This is a genomic window from Sphingomonas albertensis, assembly GCF_014358075.1.
GTDB lineage: Bacteria > Pseudomonadota > Alphaproteobacteria > Sphingomonadales > Sphingomonadaceae > Sphingomonas > Sphingomonas albertensis.
Genome location: NZ_JACONT010000007.1, coordinates 1 through 21,052, shown reverse-complemented (window position 1 = coordinate 21,052; position 21,052 = coordinate 1). Strand labels below are relative to the sequence as shown.

Annotated in this window: 17 protein-coding genes; 7 read left to right on the top strand and 10 right to left on the bottom strand. The window is 66.3% G+C overall.

Annotated elements, in window-relative coordinates:
• The 8 genes from H8S47_RS04985 to H8S47_RS04950 form a co-directional block, all read right to left on the bottom strand.
• Positions 1-1,029, bottom strand: a complete 1,029-nt coding sequence (locus tag H8S47_RS04985; RefSeq protein WP_187502815.1) for a c-type cytochrome — start codon at positions 1,027-1,029, stop codon at positions 1-3.
• Positions 1,026-1,646 carry a cytochrome c oxidase assembly protein gene (locus H8S47_RS04980; RefSeq protein ID WP_187502814.1) on the bottom strand — a complete coding sequence of 207 codons (621 nt, stop codon included), beginning with the start codon at positions 1,644-1,646 and terminating at the stop codon, positions 1,026-1,028. The genes H8S47_RS04985 and H8S47_RS04980 overlap by 4 nt, the downstream gene beginning before the upstream one ends.
• A complete protein-coding gene (locus tag H8S47_RS04975) occupies positions 1,643-2,062 on the bottom strand; it encodes a hypothetical protein (protein ID WP_187502813.1) in 420 nt (139 codons plus the stop codon). Before H8S47_RS04975 ends, H8S47_RS04980 begins: the two co-directional genes overlap by 4 nt.
• Positions 2,059-4,605: a cytochrome c oxidase subunit I gene (ctaD, locus tag H8S47_RS04970; protein WP_187502812.1), complete on the bottom strand. Its 2,547-nt coding sequence runs from the start codon at positions 4,603-4,605 to the stop codon at positions 2,059-2,061. The genes H8S47_RS04975 and ctaD overlap by 4 nt, the downstream gene beginning before the upstream one ends.
• Positions 4,602-5,570: a cytochrome c oxidase subunit II gene (gene coxB, locus H8S47_RS04965; RefSeq protein WP_187502908.1), complete on the bottom strand. Its 969-nt coding sequence runs from the start codon at positions 5,568-5,570 to the stop codon at positions 4,602-4,604. The genes ctaD and coxB overlap by 4 nt, the downstream gene beginning before the upstream one ends.
• 202 nt (positions 5,571-5,772) lie before the next feature.
• Positions 5,773-7,938, bottom strand: a complete 2,166-nt coding sequence (locus H8S47_RS04960) for a TonB-dependent receptor (protein WP_187502811.1) — start codon at positions 7,936-7,938, stop codon at positions 5,773-5,775.
• A gap of 227 nt (positions 7,939-8,165) precedes the next feature.
• Positions 8,166-11,072 (bottom strand): PAS domain-containing protein, encoded by a 2,907-nt coding sequence (locus tag H8S47_RS04955; protein WP_187502810.1) that lies wholly within the window; start codon positions 11,070-11,072, stop codon positions 8,166-8,168.
• A gap of 274 nt (positions 11,073-11,346) precedes the next feature.
• Complete coding sequence (locus H8S47_RS04950) at positions 11,347-12,129, bottom strand: N-formylglutamate amidohydrolase (protein WP_187502809.1); 783 nt, start codon at positions 12,127-12,129, stop codon at positions 11,347-11,349.
• Positions 12,130-12,145: 16 nt separating this feature from the next.
• Here H8S47_RS04950 and H8S47_RS04945 point away from each other — a divergent pair, with 16 nt between their 5' ends.
• The 3 genes from H8S47_RS04945 (at position 12,146) to H8S47_RS04935 (ending at position 14,363) form a co-directional block, all read left to right on the top strand.
• Positions 12,146-13,063, top strand: coding sequence for a transglutaminase family protein (locus H8S47_RS04945; protein WP_187502808.1), 918 nt, complete (start codon positions 12,146-12,148; stop codon positions 13,061-13,063).
• A gap of 26 nt (positions 13,064-13,089) precedes the next feature.
• The gene (locus H8S47_RS04940; RefSeq protein WP_187502807.1) at positions 13,090-13,923 is read left to right on the top strand and encodes a transglutaminase-like domain-containing protein; all 834 of its coding nucleotides are present in this window, start codon (positions 13,090-13,092) and stop codon (positions 13,921-13,923) included.
• Between the two features lie 89 nt (positions 13,924-14,012).
• On the top strand, positions 14,013-14,363 hold the full coding sequence (locus H8S47_RS04935) for a WYL domain-containing protein (RefSeq protein WP_398456556.1): 351 nt from the start codon (positions 14,013-14,015) through the stop codon (positions 14,361-14,363).
• A 146-nt stretch (positions 14,364-14,509) separates the two neighbouring features.
• Here H8S47_RS04935 and H8S47_RS04930 read toward each other — a convergent pair whose 3' ends face one another.
• On the bottom strand, positions 14,510-15,238 hold the full coding sequence (locus H8S47_RS04930; RefSeq protein WP_187502806.1) for a Crp/Fnr family transcriptional regulator: 729 nt from the start codon (positions 15,236-15,238) through the stop codon (positions 14,510-14,512).
• 181 nt (positions 15,239-15,419) lie between these two features.
• Positions 15,420-16,133, bottom strand: a complete 714-nt coding sequence (locus tag H8S47_RS04925) for an arylesterase (protein WP_187502805.1) — start codon at positions 16,131-16,133, stop codon at positions 15,420-15,422.
• Positions 16,134-16,158: 25 nt separating this feature from the next.
• Between H8S47_RS04925 and H8S47_RS04920 the strand changes: the two genes are divergently transcribed.
• From H8S47_RS04920 to H8S47_RS04905, 4 genes are all read left to right on the top strand, one after another.
• On the top strand, positions 16,159-16,857 hold the full coding sequence (locus H8S47_RS04920) for an ABC transporter ATP-binding protein (protein ID WP_235982611.1): 699 nt from the start codon (positions 16,159-16,161) through the stop codon (positions 16,855-16,857).
• Complete coding sequence (locus tag H8S47_RS04915; protein WP_187502804.1) at positions 16,854-19,349, top strand: ABC transporter permease; 2,496 nt, start codon at positions 16,854-16,856, stop codon at positions 19,347-19,349. Before H8S47_RS04920 ends, H8S47_RS04915 begins: the two co-directional genes overlap by 4 nt.
• 111 nt (positions 19,350-19,460) lie before the next feature.
• Positions 19,461-20,579, top strand: a complete 1,119-nt coding sequence (locus H8S47_RS04910) for a YihY/virulence factor BrkB family protein (protein ID WP_187502803.1) — start codon at positions 19,461-19,463, stop codon at positions 20,577-20,579.
• A gap of 23 nt (positions 20,580-20,602) precedes the next feature.
• Positions 20,603-20,968: a reverse transcriptase-like protein gene (locus H8S47_RS04905; RefSeq protein ID WP_328805428.1), complete on the top strand. Its 366-nt coding sequence runs from the start codon at positions 20,603-20,605 to the stop codon at positions 20,966-20,968.
• The last annotated feature ends 84 nt before the right edge of the window (positions 20,969-21,052 follow it).

Below are 21,052 nucleotides of genomic sequence, written 5' to 3'. Positions count from 1 at the left end.
TCAGCGGCCTGCGAGATAGCGCGCGAGCGGGTCGATCATGTCCTCAGGGATACGGCGGGCGATGACCGGCATCGTCGCCTGCGATTTTCGCGCGTCGACCACCGTCTCGTCGCCGCGCCAGTTGCGTAGGCGTTGCGCGATGTAGCTGGCGCGCTGGCCGGCAAGGACGGGGTAGGGCTTGCCGGGGGCGTGGCAGCTCGCGCAGGCGGGGAGTTGCACCTTCGGCAGCCCTTCGCGTTCGATCTTAGCGGCCTCGATCGAGCCCGACGGCGCAACGCCACCGATCCCGGGCATCGCCGCAAATTGATCCGCGAGCCGGGTCATTTCCGCGGGTGTCAGCGTCGCGGCGGCGTTCGCCATCACCGCGCTCTGGCGCTTGCCGGTCGCATAGGCTTCCAGCGCGGCACGGAGATAGGCCGGGCTCTGGCCGCCGAGCACGGGCATGTCGGGCTGCCCGCGGCCTCGTCCGTCCGCGCCATGACAGCCGGCGCAAGTCGCGATCCTGGCATCGGAAACACCCGGCACTTCGGTCAGCGAGCGATAGGTCGCGGGCGTCATCTCAGGTAGCAGGCGTACGAAGGCGACCATGCGGCGGACTTCATCGTCGCGGTCCTTGGCGGCCCAGCCGGGCATGCCGGTGTATTTGACGCCGTGCTTGAGGATCCAGAAGATCTGCTTGTCGGTCCATTCGCGCGCGTTGATCGACAGGTTCGGGGCGGGCGGCGTCGCGGCCTGCATTACGGGGAGCGGACGCACGCCGGGCGCGCCGTGGCACGACGCGCAGCTTGCCTTGAACAGGACGGCGGCGCTGACGAGGCCCTCGTTCGCCTTGGGATCGTCGGGGGCGGTGACTGCGGCGTAGGTGCGCACCGAGTTGCGCATCGTCCAGTGGAGGAACCAGTCGGTGATCTTCCAATGGCCCGACGACGCGGCGATGTTGAACACGCCCGACCACGCGAACAACAGCCCCGCCAGCGCGAGCCCGACGATGGCAGCGATTGCGCGCGCCCAGGTAATCCGGATCGTCATGCCGTCGCGCTCCGTGTCTTCAATAGTCCGCCGAGCATCGCCAGCCCGCCGATGAAATAGCTCGCCGCGCCGACCATCAGCATGACGACGCCGCCGAGCTGCTGGTCTTCGAGGGCGTCGAGGCCGTGCGTTGCCGGGTGCATCGCCATCATTGTGTAGAGCGGTCGTGGGGCGAGGCCGATCAATGCGCCGAGCAGGGTCATGTGCATCGAGGTGAGCAACATAGCCGCGACACCCGACGCCCGTCGATCGCTCGCGCCGCCGATGCGCGTGCCGAGCACGGCGCTCCAGAGAAGGACGCCAGCAATGAGGAAGCTAGCCTGCTCGATCAGCAACGCAACCGGCTCCATGTCGACGCGCAATCTAAGCGCGGGGAGGTGCCAGAGCCACACCACGACCAGCTCGACCAGTGACATCGCGAGCGGGGTCACGACCGCAGGCCAACGCTCGGCCGGATCGAAGCGGCTTCCCGCGATCCCGTATGCCAGGAACGGCGCCGCGACCGCGACCGCGATCATGTGCCCCGCCATGTGCCCGACCATCCCCAGCGGCGCGGCAGCGAACGCCCAGCCGATCGGGACCAGCACAACGCCCAGGACAAGGCTCGCGCGCCTCATCGGCAATCGCCGAAGATGATGACCGGCAGCGCAGTGAAGATGACCGCGACGAAGCTCAGCCCCGCCAGCAACCGCGTCGACAGCGCGAGGAAGCGCAGCCGGTCGATCGCGGTGCCCTGTTCGTGCGGGGCCGGATCGCCCGGCGTCTCGGACTGGACGCGCGCGATATAGCCCGCCGCGACGATCGCGAGCAGCGCCACGATCGTCGCGATCAGCGTCGCGAGCGGAAAGCCGGTCAAGGCAGTCCCCGGGGTCGGCGATTTCGCGCAGGTCACCGCCACCCACAAATAGCAGAACAGGAAATGCACTGCCCAGATCGTCGGCGGGACGATCAAGGTCCAGAGCGTCACCTTGAGGTCGCGCGCCCAATGCTTTTGGTCGGACTCGGACTTTCGAATGGACTTTGGCTCGGTCATGCGAGCCCCGGGAACAGGCCGATCGTGCAGAACGTCACGATGCCGGTCAGTGCGAGGAAATGGTGGTATACGGTGATGTTGCGCAGGTCTGCGTCATAGACCGGCGTCATCTTTCCCGCGAGGCTGCGCGCGAGCGTATAGGCCTGCATGATGACCCCGATCGCGGCGTGCACCGCGGTCCATATCGCCAGCGTCCAGACGATCGCGGGATAGACGTGCAATTCGGGGGCGAGCCCCGAATACCATGGCCCGGCGAGCCCGGCGAACAGGCTCGACAGCGTCGCGGCGATCCCGACCACCAGCAGCGCGCGGCCCGCGCCGACGTTGCCGCGGCGGTGCACTTCGCGCGCGCCGACGGTCGCGGCCCAGCCGGCGAGCGTCAGCGCCAAGGCGACCATCGGCCAGAACACGCCCGGCCCGTTCAGCCCGACACCGCTCGGCGGGAAGTCGTTGTGGATCGTCCAGAAGAAGAAATAGCCGAACACCAGCCCTGAAAACGCGGTCGCGTCGGCCATCATCGTAATGAACATCGCCCACCAGCCCGGCGCCGACGGGCCGGAGGTGTAGAGCGGCACCTCGATGCCGTGGCCGATATGCTTGGTCGGCTTTTCAGGGATCTCGGCGGTACCGGTCCACAGCCACCACAGGACGCACGCGAGCGTCGCGACGCCGCTCAACGCCGACAGAAGATAGAGATGGTAGGTCGTCAAGATGAAAACGCCGGCCAGAGCGACCGCGGTCATCATCGGTTTCACGCTCGGCGTACCGAGGCGGATCACCTGCAACGGCCGCGCATCGAGAACGGTGGTGATGATCGACTCGCGTCGCATCTCCTCCGCGTCGGGCAGGAAGAAACGGCCCTCGTCGACCTTCTGAACGAAGTTCTTCTGGTCCCAGATCGGATAGCGGCTCTCGATCAGCGGGACCGAGCGGATGCCCCAATCCTCATCGTCGGGCAGCGCGAGCCATTCGAGCGTGCCGGCATTCCAAGGATTGCGCGGGGCCTTCGGGCGGCGCGGCGACAAGGCGAGATCGATGCAGACGATCAGCACGCCGGCTGCGAACATGTAAGAGCCGGCAGTCGACGCTAGGTTGAGACCGCCTATGCCGAGTTCCTCCGGATACGTGAACACGCGGCGCGGCATGCCGAGCAGGCCGGACAGGTGCATCGGGAAGAAGGTGAGGTTCATGCCGACGAACATGATCCAGAACGCGGTGCGTCCCATACGGTCGCTGAGCTTCTTCCCCGTCACAAGCGGCCAGTAATAATAGAGCCCGGCGAACAGCGGCAGCAGCGTGCCGCCGATCAGCACGTAATGGAGATGCGCGACAATGAAATAGGTGTCGTGCGCCTGCCAGTCGAACGGGGCGACCGCCACCATCACGCCGGTCAGGCCGCCGATCACGAAGACGGCGAGGCTGCCGGTCGCGTAGAGCAGCGGCGTCGATTTCTTGACGTTGCCCGCCCAGAGCGTCGCGATGAACACAAAGATCTGCACGCCCGTCGGGATCGCCACCGCTTCGGATGCAGCCGCGAAGAAGGCGAGGCTGATCTTCGGCAGGCCCGTCGTGAACATGTGGTGGACCCACAGCCCGAAGCTTAGGAATGCGGTGCCGACCGCCGCCAGCACGATCCACGGATAGCCGAGCAGATGCCGTTGCGCGAACGTCGGGATCAGCATCGCGAACAGCGCGATCGACGGCAGGAAGACGATGTAGACCTCCGGATGCCCGAAGATCCAGAACAGGTGCTGCCAGAGCAGCGGATCGCCGCCTTTTTCCGCGTTGAAGAACGGCCAGTTGAGGAGCCGCTCCATCTCGAACAGCACGTCGCCCGCGATCAGCGGCGGGAACGCGAACAGGATCATCACCGCGACGACCAGGATGTACCAGGCGTAGAGCGGCATCAGGTTGAGGCGCATGCCGGGCGGGCGGCATTTCAGCACGCCGACGATCAGCTCGACCGCGGCGGCGACCGACGACACCTCGATGAAGCTGAGGCCGAGCATCCAGATGTCTGCGCCGAGCCCACTCAGATCGGTGCGCGTCGTCAGCGGCGGATACATGAACCAGCCGCCATCGGGCGCCGCGTCGAAGAAGATCGAGCCCGACACGAACACCCCGCCGATCAGGAAGCTCCAGTATCCGAACCCCGACAGCCGCGGAAACGGCAGGTCGCGCGCGCCCAGCAGCTGCGGCAGGAGGATGATCGAGACCGCCTCGAACATCGGCACCGCGAACAGGAACATCATCATCGAGCCGTGCAGCGTGAACAGCTGGTTGAAGGTGTTCGCCGTGACGAGGTCGTTGTTCGGCACCGCCAGCTGCGTGCGCATGATCAGCGCGAGCACGCCCGCGAACAGCATGAACCCGAACGCGGTCAGCGTGTACCACACGCCGATCCGGTTGTTGTTGACGTCGGTCCAGCGGAAGAACCAGCCCGAGGGCGGCTTCCACACTTCGCGCAGGCGATCTTCCTGGGCCTTGCGGACCGCGGGATCGTTCTGGTCGGGGGCGACGTACTGGGCGCTCTCGGTGGTCATTTGAGCCCCTGAAGATAGCTGGCGATCTGGTCGGCCTCGGCGGCCGACATCTGCGGGAAGGCGGGCATCCGTACGCCGGGTTTGGTCTTGCCCGGATCGCGCACGAAGCCGGCGATGTTGGCGTGGGTCATCGGCAACACGCCCGCGGCGAGCGTCGGGCGCGACCCGAAGTGCGTGAGGTCCGGACTGATCTTCGCAACCGGTCCGACGCCGCGGACGCTGTGGCAGCCGCTACAGCCATAGCTCGCGAACAGCCGCGCGCCGGGGGATGCGGTGATAGTCGCGGGCCGCGCCTGCTCGGCGAGCCAGCGCTCGAACGCGGCCGGCTCCATCGCGATCACGTCGAACGCCATCAGCGCATGGCCGAGCCCGCAGAACTCCGCGCAGACGCCGCGGTACGTGCCGGCCTTGGTCGCACGAACGACGAGGCGGTTGGTGCGCCCGGGAATCATGTCCATCTTGCCGGCCAGCCCGGGCACCCAGAAGCTGTGGATGACGTCGGGGCTTCGGAGCGACAGTTCGACGGTACGGCCGACGGGGAGGCGGAGTTCGTTGGCCGCCTCGACCACCGATCCACCGGGCGGGGCATAGCGGACGCGCCACCAGAATTGCTCGCCCTCGACGCCGATGCGGAGATCATTGTTGGCGACTTCGCGCGGGCGCATCGCAGGGAGCGCGTAGAGCAGCAGCGCAAGCAGAATGATCGATGGCCCGATGCCGCCGAGCCACAGTACCAGCTTCATCCCACCCTTGTGCGTCAGGCGGCCCTCGGGCGCGCGCATCGCATGCCTCATGAGCAGCGCGAGGCCGCCCGCGAGAATGATGGCGCCGATAACCAGAACGATGGTGATCGAGAGAACCTTGTCCGCTTCCTCACCGAACGGCGCGAGCGTCGACTGGTGCTGGTTGCACGCCGCTAACAGCGGCAGACACGCGCCCACGGAAAGAGAAATAGCCTTCCGCATCATCACCTTGCCACCCTTTAGAAGGATTTCTCCTAGCGGCGGGGGCGGGGCGGCGTAAACCCGAAAATGACATTTGTTTCATGTTGGGAGTGAAGCGCTGTCCCTTCTGCGGGGGGCTTTGTCTTCTGCGATGGTCCAGCGCGTCTCCCTGCGCGTCACTCCAGCTTTCGCTGGGGTGACGGGCAGGCGGCGTGTAGCGGCTTTACAGCCCGAAGCGCAGGGTCGCTCGGAAATCACGACCGGCAAGCGGTGCGAAGTCCTTCAGGAAGCTCGTCGCACGCCGTGCGTTCACGTCGAACAGATTGTTCGCGCTCAGCAGCAACGTCGTCTTCGAATCCTTCCCGAACGGGCTCAACCCGATCGACGCGTTGACCATCGTGTAGTCGTTGGTCTTCGTCTCGAACGCGGCGATCCGGTTCTGGTCGAACACATGCTCCACCTCGACGCGGCCGTTCAGCCGGTCGCCCTGCGCCTCGATCCCGCCGAGCACGCGCATCGGCGGGATGCGTGGGACCGGGCCCTGATCGACGATGTTGGCGTGGACGTAATCGCCCAGCACGTCGGCGTTGACCGCATAGCCGCCGATCTGCGCGACCTTCACCGACGCGTCCGCCTCGAACCCGTAATAGCGGGCGTTGGCCTGCTGATACTGGAAGCAGGGCAGGTCGACGGTCCGGCCCGAAGGATCGGCCGCCGCCTGGCAGACCGACGGTGCGACCTGGTTCTCCGAGATGTAGTTCGAGAACCAGTTGTAATAGGCCGACGCGTCGAAGCTGAAGCCGTCGCCATGCGCGTGCAGCGTGCCTTCGAGCCCCCAGGACTTCTCCAGCTTGAAGTCCGGATTGCCGAGTTCATACGCCTGCGTGCCGGCATGCGCGCCGTTCGCGAACAATTCCTCGGCCGACGGCGCGCGCTCGGTCCGCGAGCCGTTCAGGCCGACGCGGATGCTGTCGGTCAGCGCGTAGGATGCCCCGAGCGAACCCGACACCGAATGATAGCTCTGGCTGCCACGGAAGAAGCGCAGGTCGTCCTCGGGCGTCCGTGCGGCGAGATCGGTGATCTCGTAGCGCACGCCGCCCTCGGCGCGGAACTTGCCCGACTCATATTGCTGGAGCGTGAAGAGGCCGGTCTGGTTGGTCTCGTTCTTCGGCAGGAAGGCTTCGTCGCCAGCCACGTTGAAGATGCGGTTGTAGAACTGCACGCCCGATGCGCCCTGCCAGCCGCCGCGGTTCGCCTGGACGACTTCGAGGCGTCCTTCGAGGCCCTTGTTGTAGAAGGCGGTGCCGACCGAATTGTCTTCCTCCAGCTCGAAGTGGCGATAGCTCGCCTGGCCGACGCGGACGCGGATCTTGCTCAGCACGTCGCCGCCGGTGTCGATCTCGCCGCGCAGGTCGACCCGGTTCTGGACGACGTCGAGACGCGGTGCCTCCTGCTCTTGCCCGGCTTGCGTGGCGTAGCGGATCGGCACGCCGTACAGGCTGTCGTAATGGCTATACGACACGCCGAGGCTGCCATTGTCGGTGATGATCGATGCACCGGCGCCCGCCGTCCACGTCTCCGATTGCGTGTTGGGGAGCTTGCCCTTCAACTGCGCCGATGCGGCATAGTCGATCGGATCGGCTTCGTTCGGGTCGACGGGTGTGGCGGCGGCCGTGGCTAGCGCCTGTGCGCGGGCGTCACGCGACAGGATATAGCCGCCGGTGCGCAGGTCGCCCGACTTCAGGTACGAGCCGTCCGCGTGCAGCACGAGGTGCTGGCCGACCGCGACGTCGCCGGCCATGCCGCCCGAGCGTTCGTTCGCCGCCGAGCCATAATTGGCGATGCCGTTCAACCGGTAGCCGTTCTCGGGCACCGACCGCGGGATACGCGTGTCGATGACGTTGACGACGCCGCCGACCGCCGACGTGCCATATAGAAGCGCGCTGGGTCCGCGGAGGATCTCGATACGCTCGGAGAGCAGCGGATCGATGATGACCGCGTGGTCGACCGAAGTGTTCGAGACGTCGATCGAGCCGATCCCGTCGGTCAGCACGCGGATCCGGTCGCCCTGGAAGCCGCGAAGGATCGGACGCGAGGCACTTGGCCCGAACGACGACGCCGACACGCCGGGCTGGCGCGCAAGCGTCTCGCCGATCGACGGGCGCAACTGGCGGGTGAGTTCCTGGCCGGTAAGGACGGTCGTGCCCTGCAGCACGTCACGCTCGCTCGTCTGAAGCGGTGCGGTGACGATGATGTCGCGCTGGTTGGTCGAGCTTGCAGGCGCGGGTGCAGGAGTAGGGGTCGCGGGATCCGTCGCGGCGGTCTGAGCGTGAGCCTGAGAGGCGAGGAGGGCAGCCAGGGCGGTGGCGCCGAACAGCATCGTCTTCATGAAATTCCCTTATCGTCAGGGTGTCGTCCCTGTACGAGTCGCCGGGTAAATTTGATGATACATCATATCAAGTGACAATAATGCCATCTCCGCACTTGGGAGTCAGGCTGTTACCGCAAGGCAACACAGATCATCGCGCCGTCTGGCACGAAGCCCATGCCGTCAGGGGCGGGCGGACGACACGCACCGATCGACGACCGGGTTCAAGATCGTCGCAACGCGCAAACTTATCCCACGGTAATCAACGCCTTGATCCGCCCGGCCAGCGCTTCCATCGCGAACGGCTTTGTCATCACGTGCATACCCGGATCGAGGAAGCCGTTGCCGACCACTGCATTCTCCGCATAGCCGGTGATGAAGAGGATCTTCAGGTCGGGCCGCCCGACGCGTGCGGCATCGGCCATCTGGCGTCCGTTCATCCCGCCCGGCAGCCCGACATCGGTTACCAGAAGGTCGATCCGCGCGGACGACTGCAACAGTTTGAGCCCGGAGGCACCATCCGCCGCCTCGATCGCCGCATAGCCGAGTTCCTCCAGCACCTCGATTACGAGCATCCGCACGGTCGGTTCGTCGTCGACCACCAGCACGGTTTCGCCGTCGAGCGCGCGCGGGGCGTCGGCGAGTTCGGCATCGACGCCGGCGCCTTCCGCCTCGCCGAAATGCCGCGGCAGATAGAGGCAGACGTTGGTGCCGTCGCCGACCTCGGAATAAATCCGCACCTGGCCGCCCGACTGTCGCGCGAACCCGTAGATCATCGACAATCCAAGTCCGGTTCCGAGCCCGAGCGGCTTGGTGGTGAAGAACGGATCGAACGCCTTGGCGATCACCTCGGGCGGCATCCCGGTGCCGGTATCCGATACGCTGAGCGAGACATACTGGCCGGGTTCGAGCTCGCGTTCGCGCGCGGTTCGTGCATCGATCCAGCGATTGGCGGTCTCGATCGTCAGCCGCCCGCCCTCGGGCATCGCGTCGCGCGCGTTGATGCACAGGTTGAGCAGCGCGTTCTCCAGCTGGTTCGGATCGACCAGCGTGGTCCACAGCCCGACCGCCTCGACGACCTCCACCTCGATGGCGGGACCGACCGTCCGCCGCACCAGATCCTCCAGCCCCGAAACGAGCCGGTTGACGTCGGTCGGCTTGGGATCGAGCGTCTGCCGGCGGGAGAAGGCCAGCAGGCGGTGGGTCAGCGCCGCCGCGCGCTTGGCGGCGCCCTGCGCGGCGATCGAATAGCGCTCGACATCGTTCAGCCTCCCTTGTGCGATGCGGATGCCGAGCAGTTCCAAGCTGCCGGTAATGCCGGTCAGGAGATTGTTGAAATCATGCGCGATTCCGCCTGTCAACTGGCCGACCGCCTCCATCTTCTGGCTCTGGCGCAGCGCTTCCTCGGTCGCCATCAGGTCGCGCGTGCGGGCTGCGACCTGCTCCTCGAGCGTCTCGTTCCAGCGGACCAGCTCGGCCGCTTGGCGGCGGCTGTGGTCGATATCGGTGTTGGTGCCGACCCAGCGCAGGATCGTACCGTCGGCGGCGCGGACCGGATCGGCGCGGACCAGGAACCAGCGGTAGATGCCGTCCTTGCCCCGCGCGCGAAACTCGGCGCTGTAGCGCTCACCGGTCGTGAGGGATCGCTTCCAAGCCTTTGTTGCGGCAGGAGAGTCCTCCGGGTGCACCTGGTTCGCCCAGCTGCGCGTGCCGTCGAGCGCACCGGGTTCGAGACCGTTGAAGGCATAAACCTGCTGGTTGAACCAATAGAGATAGCCGTCCGGTCGCGCCGCCCAGATCTGGTTCGGCACCGCCTCGGCGAACACGCGGAACTGTTCTTCGCTGGCGCGGCGGGCATTCTCGGCACGCAGGCGCTCCGTCGCGGCGCGGACGCGTTCGGCGACCTCGCGCATCAGCAGCAGGTCGTCCTCGTTCCACACGCGCGGCGTCGCGTGATTGGCGTAGAGCAAGGCGACGAAATCGTCCTGCTCGACCAATGGCATGTTGACGAACGCCGCCGCGCTGATCGCCTTCAGCACGTCGCCTGTTTCACGGGTGCGCGGGTCGAGATCGACGTCGGCGATGGCGACGGTGCGACCGAACTTCAGGTCCTCGATATAGGATCCGTGGTCGCGAAACCGGAGCGTTCCGGCGATGGTCGCGATCCCCGGCGCGTTCCAGTCGCGCTCGACGGTGATCGTCTCCCGCACCGTGTCGATGACGCCGTAGCCGACCCGGCTGACCTGCAACGCGGTGCCGAGGATGGCCGACGCGGCATAGGCGATCTCGTCGGGTTCGGTCAGGTCGCGGATCGCATCGCCCAGTTCGAGCAAGGCGTGCTGCCGCAGGTCAGCCTGCTTGCGTTCGGTGATGTCGAAGCTGACACCCGAAAAGCGCAGTGGCGAGCCGTCTGCCGCCAGCCGACACCGGCCCTGCGCGGCAATCCACCGGATCGCGCCGTCGGACTGGACCACGCGGTATTCCGCGGAGAAGTCGCCGCCCGCCTCCATCGCATCGGCCACGCGGCAGCGGGTCGCCGGCAGATCGTCGGGATGGACGCAGGCGAAATACCGTTCGAGTGGCGCGCCCTTGCGGGCCATCTCTACCGGCACGCCGTACAGCCGGGCGAACCGTTCGTCGGCCTTGATCCTGTCGTTGGGGACGTCCCAGTCCCAGGTGCCGATCCCGTTGCCCGCGGTCAGCGCCTGGGTGAGGCGGTCTTCGCTCTCCTGGGTCTGCAACGCGGCGCGGCGGCGGTCCGATACGTCGTTGAACAGGATCGCGACGAGATGCGCGTCGGGCGCACCGATCCGGAACGCATGCACCTCGAACCAGCGATCCATCGGGTCGGAGCCATGATCGAACCGCACCGGCTCGCCGGTCAGTGCGACCCGGCCGTACGTCTCGAACCAGAAGTGCTCGAGATCGGGAACGAGGTTGCGTGCGGTACGGCCGACCGCGTCAAGCAGCCCGGTCTGTTGCTCGAACTGCGGGTTGACCTCGACGAAACGGTAATCGACCGGCGTTCGATGCTGGTCGAAGAGAACCTCGATGATGCAGAATCCCGCGTCGATCGCCTCGAACAGGGCCTTGTACCGCTCCTGCGCCGGAATTGGGATCTGGTCGGGCGCCGGGGGCGGGGGCGTGGACTGCATCAGGCTCGAGTTTCAAATAGAGGGGTGGTCACATCTTTGGCCTACGAGCGAACGCACCAGACCGCCAAGACGATCCGCGATCCGATTGCGGCTGCGAATCCACGGCCAAACCGAACCCCGAGCACCCTGATCCTCCCCCGCAAGGGGGAGGTGGCGCCGTAGGCGACGGAGGGGGAGGGCACGGAACAGCGGTTACACCCTTCCTCCCTCTCCGTCTGGCAAGCGCCAGCCACCTCCCCCTAGCGGGTGAGGATCGAAGATACCGAAACTACAGCTAGCCCAGCGCCGCCGGCAGCACCTGCGCCAGCCGCTCGGCCCACACCGCACAATCCTCGTCCGACCCCAACAAATCCTGCCGAACCTCGATCTCCGCATACAGCCGCCGCCGCGGATACGCATGACGCGGGATGGTGTAGTCGATCAGGTCCATCCGGTACGGTTCGTTGTCGCCCACCACCAGGTCTGCCTCGTCGCGCAGCACATCGAGCAGTGCATGGGCGAACGCGGTGTCTCCCCCGTCGTGCAGGATCCCGATATGCCAGGGTCGTGCCTGATCGCGCAACGCGCCCTTCATCGCCGGCGTAAAGCTGTGCAGCGCGACCAGCACCGTCGTCATTCCTGCCGCATCGCGCCGCGCGATCTCCGCCGCGATCGCCGCCTGATACGGTGTGTGGATCTCGGCGAACCGCGCCGCACGATCGGCCTCCCTGAGCCTCGCATTGCCCGGCACCACGGTCCCGTCGCTCACCTCGGCGATCACATCAGGCTGGCTCGGGCTCCGGTTGCAGTCGATCACCAGCCGCGAATAGCTCTGCCGCACGAACACCGCGTCGAGCCTCTCCGCAAGCAGCGCCCCCAGTTCGCCGATGCCGATGTCCCAGCCGATGTGCCGCGACAACTCCGCATCGCTCAGGCCCAGCGACCCCAGCGCCTTCGGTACGGCATTTCCCGCATGATCGCCGATCAACAGGAACGATGACGCACCTTTGGGGTTGATTACCACGACCGGTGCGGCATCTTCGGTCCCAAGCAGCGTTTGGCTGGCAGTGCTGTTCATGCGACGTGGATCCTCGATGCCATCTCTAACGCTCTCTCATGTAACCAAATACTCGTATCGCCAACCGGTTGCGTTCGGCGAGCACCGGATCATGGTCCGGCCGCGCGAAAGCTACGACCAGCATCTGATCGACACGCAGCTGACGATCACTCCGGAGCCCTCCGATGTCCGCTGGCTGCACGACGTGTTCGGCAACGCGGTCGCGATCGCCACCTTCGACAAGCGCGCCAAGGACCTGGTGATCGACAGCCGCGTCCGGCTCGATCACACCCCCGCCGAACTGCAGAACGTCGATATCGAACGCTACGCGCGCTTCTATCCGTTCACCTATTCGTCGGAGGAGATGCCCGACCTGCTCCGCTCGATCGAGCGCCAGCATCATGATCCGCTCCGCGAAATCGACAGCTGGGCGCGGCGGTTCGTCGCGCCGGGCGGGCAGACCGATACGCTTGCCATGCTCTCCGAGATGACCGCTGCGATCAAGCGCGAGTTCACCTATGTGCAGCGCCCCGAAAAAGGTACGCAGTCGCCGATCGAGACGCTCGCCAAGCGCAAGGGCACCTGCCGAGACTATGCGATGCTGATGATCGAGGCGGTCCGCGCGCTCGGTTTCGCGGCACGGTTCGTATCGGGCTATGTCTACAATCCGACACGTCGAGAACATCGCACCGGCGGCGGCAACACGCATGCCTGGGTCCGCGTCTATATTCCCGGTTCGGGCTGGGTCGAGTTCGATCCGACCAACGGCATCGTCGGCAACCGCGGCCTCGTCCGCGTCGCCGTCGCGCGCGACATCTACCAGGCGGTGCCCGTCTCCGGCACCTGGAGCGGCTTTCCCGGCAGCTTCCTCGACATGAGCGTGTCGGTCGACATCACCGTCGACGAAGACTCGAACGAGGCCTCCGACCACCACCAATCATCACACACAGCGTGACTAATGGCGCGACAAGGGGGACATCGATGCTGATCCGGGCTGGCTATGACATTCGTTTCGAAACCGACGTCGAAACCCCGATGCTGGCGATGCTCAGCGTGCACCCGTCGCGCAACAAGGATCTGGTGACGCCGCACCGGCTTGCCGCCGATCCCGACGTGCCGACCTATGATTATCTCGATGCGTTCGGCAATGTCTGCACGCGGTTCACGGTGCCGAGCGGGGGCCTCACCTTGTCGTGTGACTTCACGATCGAGGACAGCGGCCTGCCGGACCCGGTCTCCCCCGACGCGATCCAGCACGCGGTACAGGACCTCCCCGACGACATCCTGATCTACCTGCTCGGCAGCCGCTATTGCGAGACCGACCGCCTGTCCGAGACCGCATGGTCGCTGTTCGGCCACGTACCCGCCGGCTGGCAGCGCGTCCAGGCGATCGTCGACTTCACGCACAACCATGTCGAGTTCGGCTATCATTTCGCGCGGTCGACCAAGACCGCGTGGGACGTCTACCAGGAACGCCAGGGGGTCTGTCGCGATTTCGCACACCTCGCGGTCACCTTGTGCCGCTGCATGAACATCCCCGCACGCTATTGCACCGGCTATCTCGGCGACATCGGCATCCCGCCGGTCGACGCGCCGATGGACTTTTCCGCATGGTTCGACGTGTATCTCGGCGGCACGTGGCATACGCTCGACGCACGCCACAATCGTCCACGGATCGGCCGTATCCTGATGGCCCGCGGTCGGGATGCGACCGATACCGCGCTGACCACCAGCTTCGGCCCGGCACGGTTGGTCGGCTTCGACGTCCACACCGATGAGATCGAAGCGCCAGGCCGGGCCGAGCAGGCGGGCTAAACCGGCTATGGCGTCAAGTTAGGCCTTGTCGCATGTAGCGCGTTCGGCCTAACGGCACCGATCCCCTAACTTATGCTGCGATGCACAACATGACCTCGACCCCCGACCAGTCCGCCCCTTCCCAGTCTGCCCCGTCCAACGCAAACGCGCTGCTGTTGCAGGCGATCGCGCTGCGCCAGTGCATCACCGCGACCTATAACCGGATGGTCTGCACGCTGGCGCCGCATATCCTGTACACCAAGCATGACGACGTGTTCGTCGACGCGATCACGTTGGAGCGCGACGGTCAGCCGCCCAAGGAGATAAAGCTCGGCACGTTCAAGCTCGCCGGTCTGAAGGATATCGAGGTGATCGATCGCCCGTTCGTCCCCGACGCGATCTTCAACCCCGGCGACATCAAGTACGACCGCGTCACGCTGTTCGTCGTCGACCGCACCTGAGCCAATCCTCCCCCGCTAGGGGGAGGTGGCAGGCGTGAGCCTGACGGAGGGGGAGGACACAGAGCAGGCGTTTCGCTTCCTCCCCCTCCGTCTGGCAACAGCCATCCACCTCCCCCGGGCGGGGGAGGATCAACAAACGACCGTTCTCAAACCGCCGGCGGCAACCAGGCCGTCTCGATCTCGCCATACCGATCGGTAAACCCGGTCGTCGCGACCAGTGCGGCCTCGTCGACGATCCGCACCCGACGCCCGTTCCGCTCGATCACGCCCGCTTTCTCCAGCGCCCGGATCGTCCGGTTGACGTGCACCTTGGTCAGCCCCAGCGCATCGCCGATATCGGTCTGCGTCAGCGGCAGGTCGAACGAGTCGACGATCCCGCCCGCCGTCACCCGCAGCCGCGCCATGATGTCGAGCAGCAACGTCGACAGCCGCTCGCTCGCGCCCATCCGCCCGATCGTCGTCAGCCGGTCACTCATCGCGACGTTCTCGGCGGCAGCGATGGCATAGAGCAGCCCGGCGATCCGCGGTTGCGCGCGGAACAGCAGTCCGAGCTCGGTCTTCGGCAGTTCGATCACCCAGCAGTCCGAGATCGCGGTCAGCGTCGCCGCCGCCTGCGACCAGGCCATGCTCGACGTGCCGATCAGGTCGCCTGCATAATGAAACCGCAGGATCTGCCGGCCGCCGGTGATCAGCTTGGTCGAGGAATGCAGCCACCCCTGGCGCACGACGTACAGCGCGTGGCTCTCGCCGCCTTCCGCCATCAGGATCTCTCCGGCCTTCAACCGCCGCTCGCCCCGCTCCGCCCGTGTGATCGCTTCGCGCTCCGCATCGGTGAGGTCGAGATGTCGACCAAGCCGTGCGATCAAACCGCTCAATTGCATTGCATCGCCCTGTGTGTCCTAGCCCTCTGTATCCCTCCTGTCGGCGTTGCACCAACCGCGCCCCCTGTGAAAGGGGGAATGCAAGCGACGCAACGTGACGAAACTGGACGATCGTGCGACGGCCCCGCCGACTATTTGCGACCCGAACAGAGAACCGCCTGCCAAGTATTTCCGATCATTCGGCCTTTTTCAAAGCAGTCTCGACGATCGGTGCGACCCGGTCCGCAATCTTGTTCACGCCGGTTTGATTGGGATGGATGTGATCCGCCTGCATCAACTGTGCATTGCCGATCACGCCATCCAGAATGAACGGATACAGAGTCGCATCATAACGCTTGGCCAAATCGGGCCATATCGCATTGAACTGCGACGAAAAGTCCGGTCCTAGGTTGGGCGGCGCCATCATGCCCGTCAGCACGACTGGAATCCCGCGCCGCTTCGCCTCGTCAAGCATCGCGGTCATGTTCATGCGCGTTTCGGCCGGCGAGATCTGCCGTAACACGTCGTTGCCGCCGAGCCCGATCAGTACGAGGTCCGGCTTGCGCGCCATGTTGTCGAGCGCGAACGCGAACCGCTGCCGCCCCGCCGCGCTAGTGTCGCCCGAGACGCCGGCGTTGACGATTTTCGCGTTGATGCCATCGCGCCGCAGTCGGGCCTGTACCGCTTCCGGCAAGCTCTGGCCGCGGTCGAGCCCATAGCCCGCGTACAGACTGTCGCCGAACGCCAGGATAAGCCGCTCGGGTCCACTCGGGGCGGGCGCTTCCACGACCGGTGCGACCGCGTTCGTGATTGGAGCCGGGGCAGGGGCTTCCGCCGCCCGGTCGCACGCGCTCAACAGCGCGGCTTGGAGAAGCGCCAGTCCGCCCCCATAAAGAGGCCAGCGTCGCATCTGTTTCTCCAAGATATTGGTCTCCATGTCCGAACCTGCTTCCGCCGATATGGTGATTTCGGCGCGTGATGTCACGCTGACACTCGGCGCCGCCACCGCTGCCACGACGATCCTCAAGGGCATCGATCTCGATATCGCCCGCGGCACCAGCGTCGCGCTGCTCGGGCCGTCAGGGTCGGGCAAGTCGTCGTTGATGGCGATCCTGTCCGGGCTTGAACAGGCGAGCGGCGGGCGGGTGGAGGTCGCCGGGCTCGATTTCGGCTTGCTCGACGAGGACGCGTTGTCGCGGGCGCGGCGGGGCCGGATCGGGATCGTCCTCCAGGCCTTCCACCTGTTGCCGACGATGACCGCGCTGGAGAATGTCGCGGTGCCGATGGAGCTGGCGGGCATGCCCGATGCGTTCGCGCGCGCCGAGGCCGAACTGGGCGCAGTCGGCCTTTCGCACCGGATCGGCCATTATCCGACGCAATTGTCAGGCGGCGAGCAACAGCGCGTGGCGATCGCCCGTGCGCTCGGGCCGAGGCCGGATATAGTCTTCGCCGACGAACCGACCGGCAACCTGGATGCGACGACCGGCACTGCGATCATGGACCTGCTGTTCGACCGCCGCGCCGCTACCGGTGCGACGCTGATCGTCATCACCCACGATCCCGCCTTGGCGGCACGCTGCGACAGGATCGTCGAGCTTGGTGATGGCCGGATCGTCGCGGACCGGTTGCGGTGAACGACTGGCGGCTGGCGTGGCGGCTTGCGCGGCGCGAACTCGACCTGCGGTTTCGCGGATTGCGCCTGTTGCTGGCGTGCCTGTTCCTCGGCGTTGGTGCGCTCGCCGCGATCGGTAGCCTGACGCGCGCGATCGACACCGAACTGGCGTCTCGCGGTAGCGCGATCCTCGGCGGCGACGTCGAGTTCGCCGCGTCTCAGCGCGCCGCGACCCCCGCCGAACGTGCTGCGATGTCGCGGCTAGGGACTGTCTCCGAAACCGTGCGCATGCAGGCGATGGCGGTGCGTGGCACCAACAGCGTCCCGATCGAACTCAAGGGCGTCGATCGCGCTTATCCGCTGTACGGTACGCTGGCCCTGCGCGGCGATACGGCGAAGGCGCTCGATGCGAACACCGTCCTGATCGTCCCGGCGCTGGCCGATCGCCTCGGGATCGCGCCCGGCGCGCAATTGAAGCTTGGCACCGCGAGCTTCACGGTCGGCGGTATCGTCACGAGCGAGCCGGACCGGCTGGGCGAGGGGTTTACGCTCGGCCCCGTGGCGATCGTCTCGCTGGCGGGGATCGCGCGAACCGGCCTGGTCCAGCCCGGCAGCCTGTACGAAAGCAAATACCGCGTCCGCCTGCCGACCGGCGCATCGCCGACCAGTGCCGTCGACCGTTTCAAGGCGGCGTTCGCGACCGCCGGATGGGAAACCAAGACGCGCGATCGCGCCGCACCCGGTGCCGAACGCTTCGTCGACCGCATGGGGCAGTTCCTGCTGCTGGTCGGGCTGTCGGCGCTGGTCATTGCCGGGATCGGCGTCGGCAACGGCGTATCCTCCTATCTCGCCGCTCGCCGCGGGAGCATTGCCGCGTTGAAGGTACTCGGCGCGACGTCGGGGATCATCGCGCGGATCTACGTGCTGCAAGTGGCGGTCGTCGCGGCGATCGGCATCGCCGCCGGCCTTGTCGCAGGCGTCCTCACCGTGCCGTTGATCGTGTGGCTGGCGGGTGAGGTGCTGCCCGTCGCGCCGCGTTTTACGCTCCAGGTCGCGCCGTTGGCACTTGCCGCGGCCTACGGCATGTTGATTGCGCTTGCCTTTACCGCGCCGCCGTTGATCGAGGCCGGCCGCATTCCCGCCGCCGGACTGTTGCGCGGCGTGCCGGGCGAACGGCGCGTGCCGCTTCGCAAGACCCTGCCATGGGTGGTCGGCGCCGGCGCCGCGATCGTCGCGCTCGCGTTGCTCACCGCCGAACAACCCGCGTTGAGCGCCGGGTTCCTGGCGGCGGTGGCCGGCGTGCTGGGACTCCTGGCCGTGTTCGGATGGGGCGTTCGACGGAGTGCGGCGCTGTTGCCCCGGTCGCGGCGCCCGCTGCTCCGCTTGGCGATCGCAGGTCTTCATCGGCCCGGCGCGAGGACCGGCACGCTGGTCGTCGCGCTCGGGCTGGGACTGACCCTGTTCGTCCTGCTGGCGGCGATCCGCACGAGCATCGACGCCAATATCGAGCGCACCGTGCCGCAGCGCGCGCCGGCCTTGTTCGCGCTCGACGTCCCGCCCGATCGCGAAGCCGATTTTCGTCGCACCATCGAGGGTATCGCGATCCACCCGGTGATCCGCACCGTGCCGGCGATGCGCGGCACGATCACCGGCTACGGGACCACGCGCGTCGCCGACCTGAAGACTTTGCCTGAAGGAGCCTGGGCCCTGCGCGGCGAACGCGGTCTCACATATTCAGCGACCTTGCCCGAGGGCAGCGAACTGACCGCCGGCCGCTGGTGGCCGCGCAATTACCGCGGCCCACCGTTGGTCTCGGTCGACGAGCGTCTGGCGAAAGTGCTCGATCTCAAGATCGGCGATCCGCTCACCTATACCCTGCTCGGCGTCGAGCGGACCGCGCGGATCGCGTCGTTCCGGCGGATCAGCTGGGATACGCTTGGCTTCAACTTCGTCATGGTGTTCTCGCCCAACGCCATCGAGGATGCGCCGCACAACCTGGCGGCAACGATCGATCTCGCGCCGGGCGAGGAATCGATGGTGATGCGCGCGTTGCTGCCCCGCTTCCCGTCGGTGTCGGTGATCGAGGTGCGCGGCGTGCTGGGGCAGGTCCGCGCGATCGTCTCGCAGATGGCAACCGCGATCACGGCGGCGGCGTCGGTCGCGATCCTCGCCGGTATTGCCGTGCTGATCGGTGCGATCGCCGCCGCACGCGAGGCGCGCACCTATGACGGCGTGATCCTGCGCACGCTCGGCGCGACGCGACGCCAGGTGCTCGCGGTCCAGGCGCTCGAATACGCGTTCCTGAGCATCGTGCTGTCGCTCCTCGCGCTCGCGCTTGGACTCGCCGGCGCGTGGTATGTCGTCACGCAGCTGTTCAGCTTTCAGTGGCTGCCGGATTATGCGGCGGTCGCGGCGACGCTGATCGGCGGGGCGGGGCTGACGATGGCGATCGGGTTGATCGGTGCGTGGCCGATCCTCGGTGCGCGACCGGCACAGGCCTTGCGGCAACTCTGACGGCACGTTTGCGCGCGCACCGCGTTAGGTCGGAGGATACCGGGACTAAGGGGCAAGACGCTGAGCAAAGGTGAGTTACGAGCCGAGCATGAGGCCACCAGCCCGTGGTCGATGTCGGCCCGCGAATGGTGGAAAGTCCTGAAGCGGACCTGGACCGAGGCGGGCGAAGACAATATCGGCCTCATCGCGGCGGGCACCGCGTTCTACGGGTTCGCCGCGATCGTGCCGCTGCTCGCTTCGATCGTGCTGATCTACGGTCTCGTCGCCGATACCGAAACCGTCGTCGCCAACATCCGTGCGCTGTTCCACGTCCTGCCCGACGATGCCGCGCGCGTAATCGGCGATCAGCTCACCACCGTGGTCGGCACGTCCGAAGGCAAAAAGGGCTTCGGTCTCGTTATCGCGCTCGGTATCGCTCTATATGGCGGCACGAAGGGTGCCTCGTCGATCGTAACCGCGCTCAACATCGCCTATGAACAACGCGAGACCCGCGGGTTTATAACGCTTAACCTACTCGCCTTCGCGATCACCGGCGGCGCGGTGGTGCTGGCCTTGGTCGCGGCGCTGTCGACTGCGGCGTTCGCGTTGCTCGACGGCTTGATCCCGAACGCCCCCCACGTCCTGCTCGTCGCGATCCGGCTCGTCAGCTATGCGGTGCTCGCAGCCCTGGGCGTGACCGCGGCGGCGTGCCTGTACCGGTTCGGCCCAAACCGCCACAGGGCGAAATGGACGTGGCTTACCCCGGGATCACTCGCGGCGACGCTGATTTGGCTGGCCGCCACGATCGGCTTTGGTGTCTATGTGTCGCGCTTCGGCAATTACGGCGCTACCTACGGATCGCTCAGCGCGGTCATCGTGTTGCTGACCTGGCTCTGGTTGTCGGCCTATGTTTTCCTGCTCGGCGCCGAACTAAATTCCGAACTCGAGCACCAGACCAAGCACGATACGACGACCGGCGCAGCGCAACCGTTGGGAGATCGCGGCGCCACCGTCGCGGATACCGTTGCCATCCAACGCCCAACGGTTGCACCGCCACCTCCACCACCATCCGGGAGGGCAGGGCAGCTTGCACTCGCGCATATAGCTGGCGCCGATGGAAGCCTCCCCGCGTCGCTGTTGGCACTTGGCGGATTACGTGCCGTACGCCGTGGGGCAACGGTCACGGGCATCGGTCTGCTCGTGACCAGTGCGGCGCTGGCATCGCGCAAGCGGCCATCGGCAAAGCCGTGATGCCGTCGGGCCGACGCACGAAGTTGTTTTTCGACGGTGGCTGTCGCCCCAACCCGGGCGCGATCGAGTGCGCCGTCGTCCTGAAGGGCGTGACATATTACCAGCCCGACTACGGCCACGGCACGAACAGCGATGCGGAGTGGCTCGCAGCCATTCAAGCCCTCGAAGTTGCCCGGCAGAACGGCGAACGCGACATCGTCCTGCTGGGCGACTCGACCCTCGTTGTGACCCAGGCCAACGGCACGGCGCGCTGCCGCACCGCGGCACTCGAAGCCCATCGCGCGAGGTTCGCAGAACTTGCCCACGGGTTCGACTCCATTCGCATCCGCCATATCGGCCGAGCGCAAAACCTGGCGGGCATTGCACTTGCGCGCCGCCACCCCCGCTAGGAGGGCCGGGAGGCGTCTGTGCTCCAAAGCCCGAAAAACTGACCTCAAACTGTAAAAAAGCATTTGACGGTGTTGTGAGGTGGC

Coding starts and splice junctions, on each gene's coding strand:
- H8S47_RS04985 (WP_187502815.1), bottom strand. CDS start 1,029: ATGACGATCCGGATTACCTGGGCGCGCGCAATCGCTGCCATCGTCGGG.
- H8S47_RS04980 (WP_187502814.1), bottom strand. CDS start 1,646: ATGAGGCGCGCGAGCCTTGTCCTGGGCGTTGTGCTGGTCCCGATCGGC.
- H8S47_RS04975 (WP_187502813.1), bottom strand. CDS start 2,062: ATGACCGAGCCAAAGTCCATTCGAAAGTCCGAGTCCGACCAAAAGCAT.
- ctaD (WP_187502812.1), bottom strand. CDS start 4,605: ATGACCACCGAGAGCGCCCAGTACGTCGCCCCCGACCAGAACGATCCC.
- coxB (WP_187502908.1), bottom strand. CDS start 5,570: ATGCGGAAGGCTATTTCTCTTTCCGTGGGCGCGTGTCTGCCGCTGTTA.
- H8S47_RS04960 (WP_187502811.1), bottom strand. CDS start 7,938: ATGAAGACGATGCTGTTCGGCGCCACCGCCCTGGCTGCCCTCCTCGCC.
- H8S47_RS04955 (WP_187502810.1), bottom strand. CDS start 11,072: ATGCAGTCCACGCCCCCGCCCCCGGCGCCCGACCAGATCCCAATTCCG.
- H8S47_RS04950 (WP_187502809.1), bottom strand. CDS start 12,129: ATGAACAGCACTGCCAGCCAAACGCTGCTTGGGACCGAAGATGCCGCA.
- H8S47_RS04945 (WP_187502808.1), top strand. CDS start 12,146: ATGCCATCTCTAACGCTCTCTCATGTAACCAAATACTCGTATCGCCAA.
- H8S47_RS04940 (WP_187502807.1), top strand. CDS start 13,090: ATGCTGATCCGGGCTGGCTATGACATTCGTTTCGAAACCGACGTCGAA.
- H8S47_RS04935 (WP_398456556.1), top strand. CDS start 14,013: ATGACCTCGACCCCCGACCAGTCCGCCCCTTCCCAGTCTGCCCCGTCC.
- H8S47_RS04925 (WP_187502805.1), bottom strand. CDS start 16,133: ATGCGACGCTGGCCTCTTTATGGGGGCGGACTGGCGCTTCTCCAAGCC.
- H8S47_RS04920 (WP_235982611.1), top strand. CDS start 16,159: ATGTCCGAACCTGCTTCCGCCGATATGGTGATTTCGGCGCGTGATGTC.
- H8S47_RS04910 (WP_187502803.1), top strand. CDS start 19,461: ATGTCGGCCCGCGAATGGTGGAAAGTCCTGAAGCGGACCTGGACCGAG.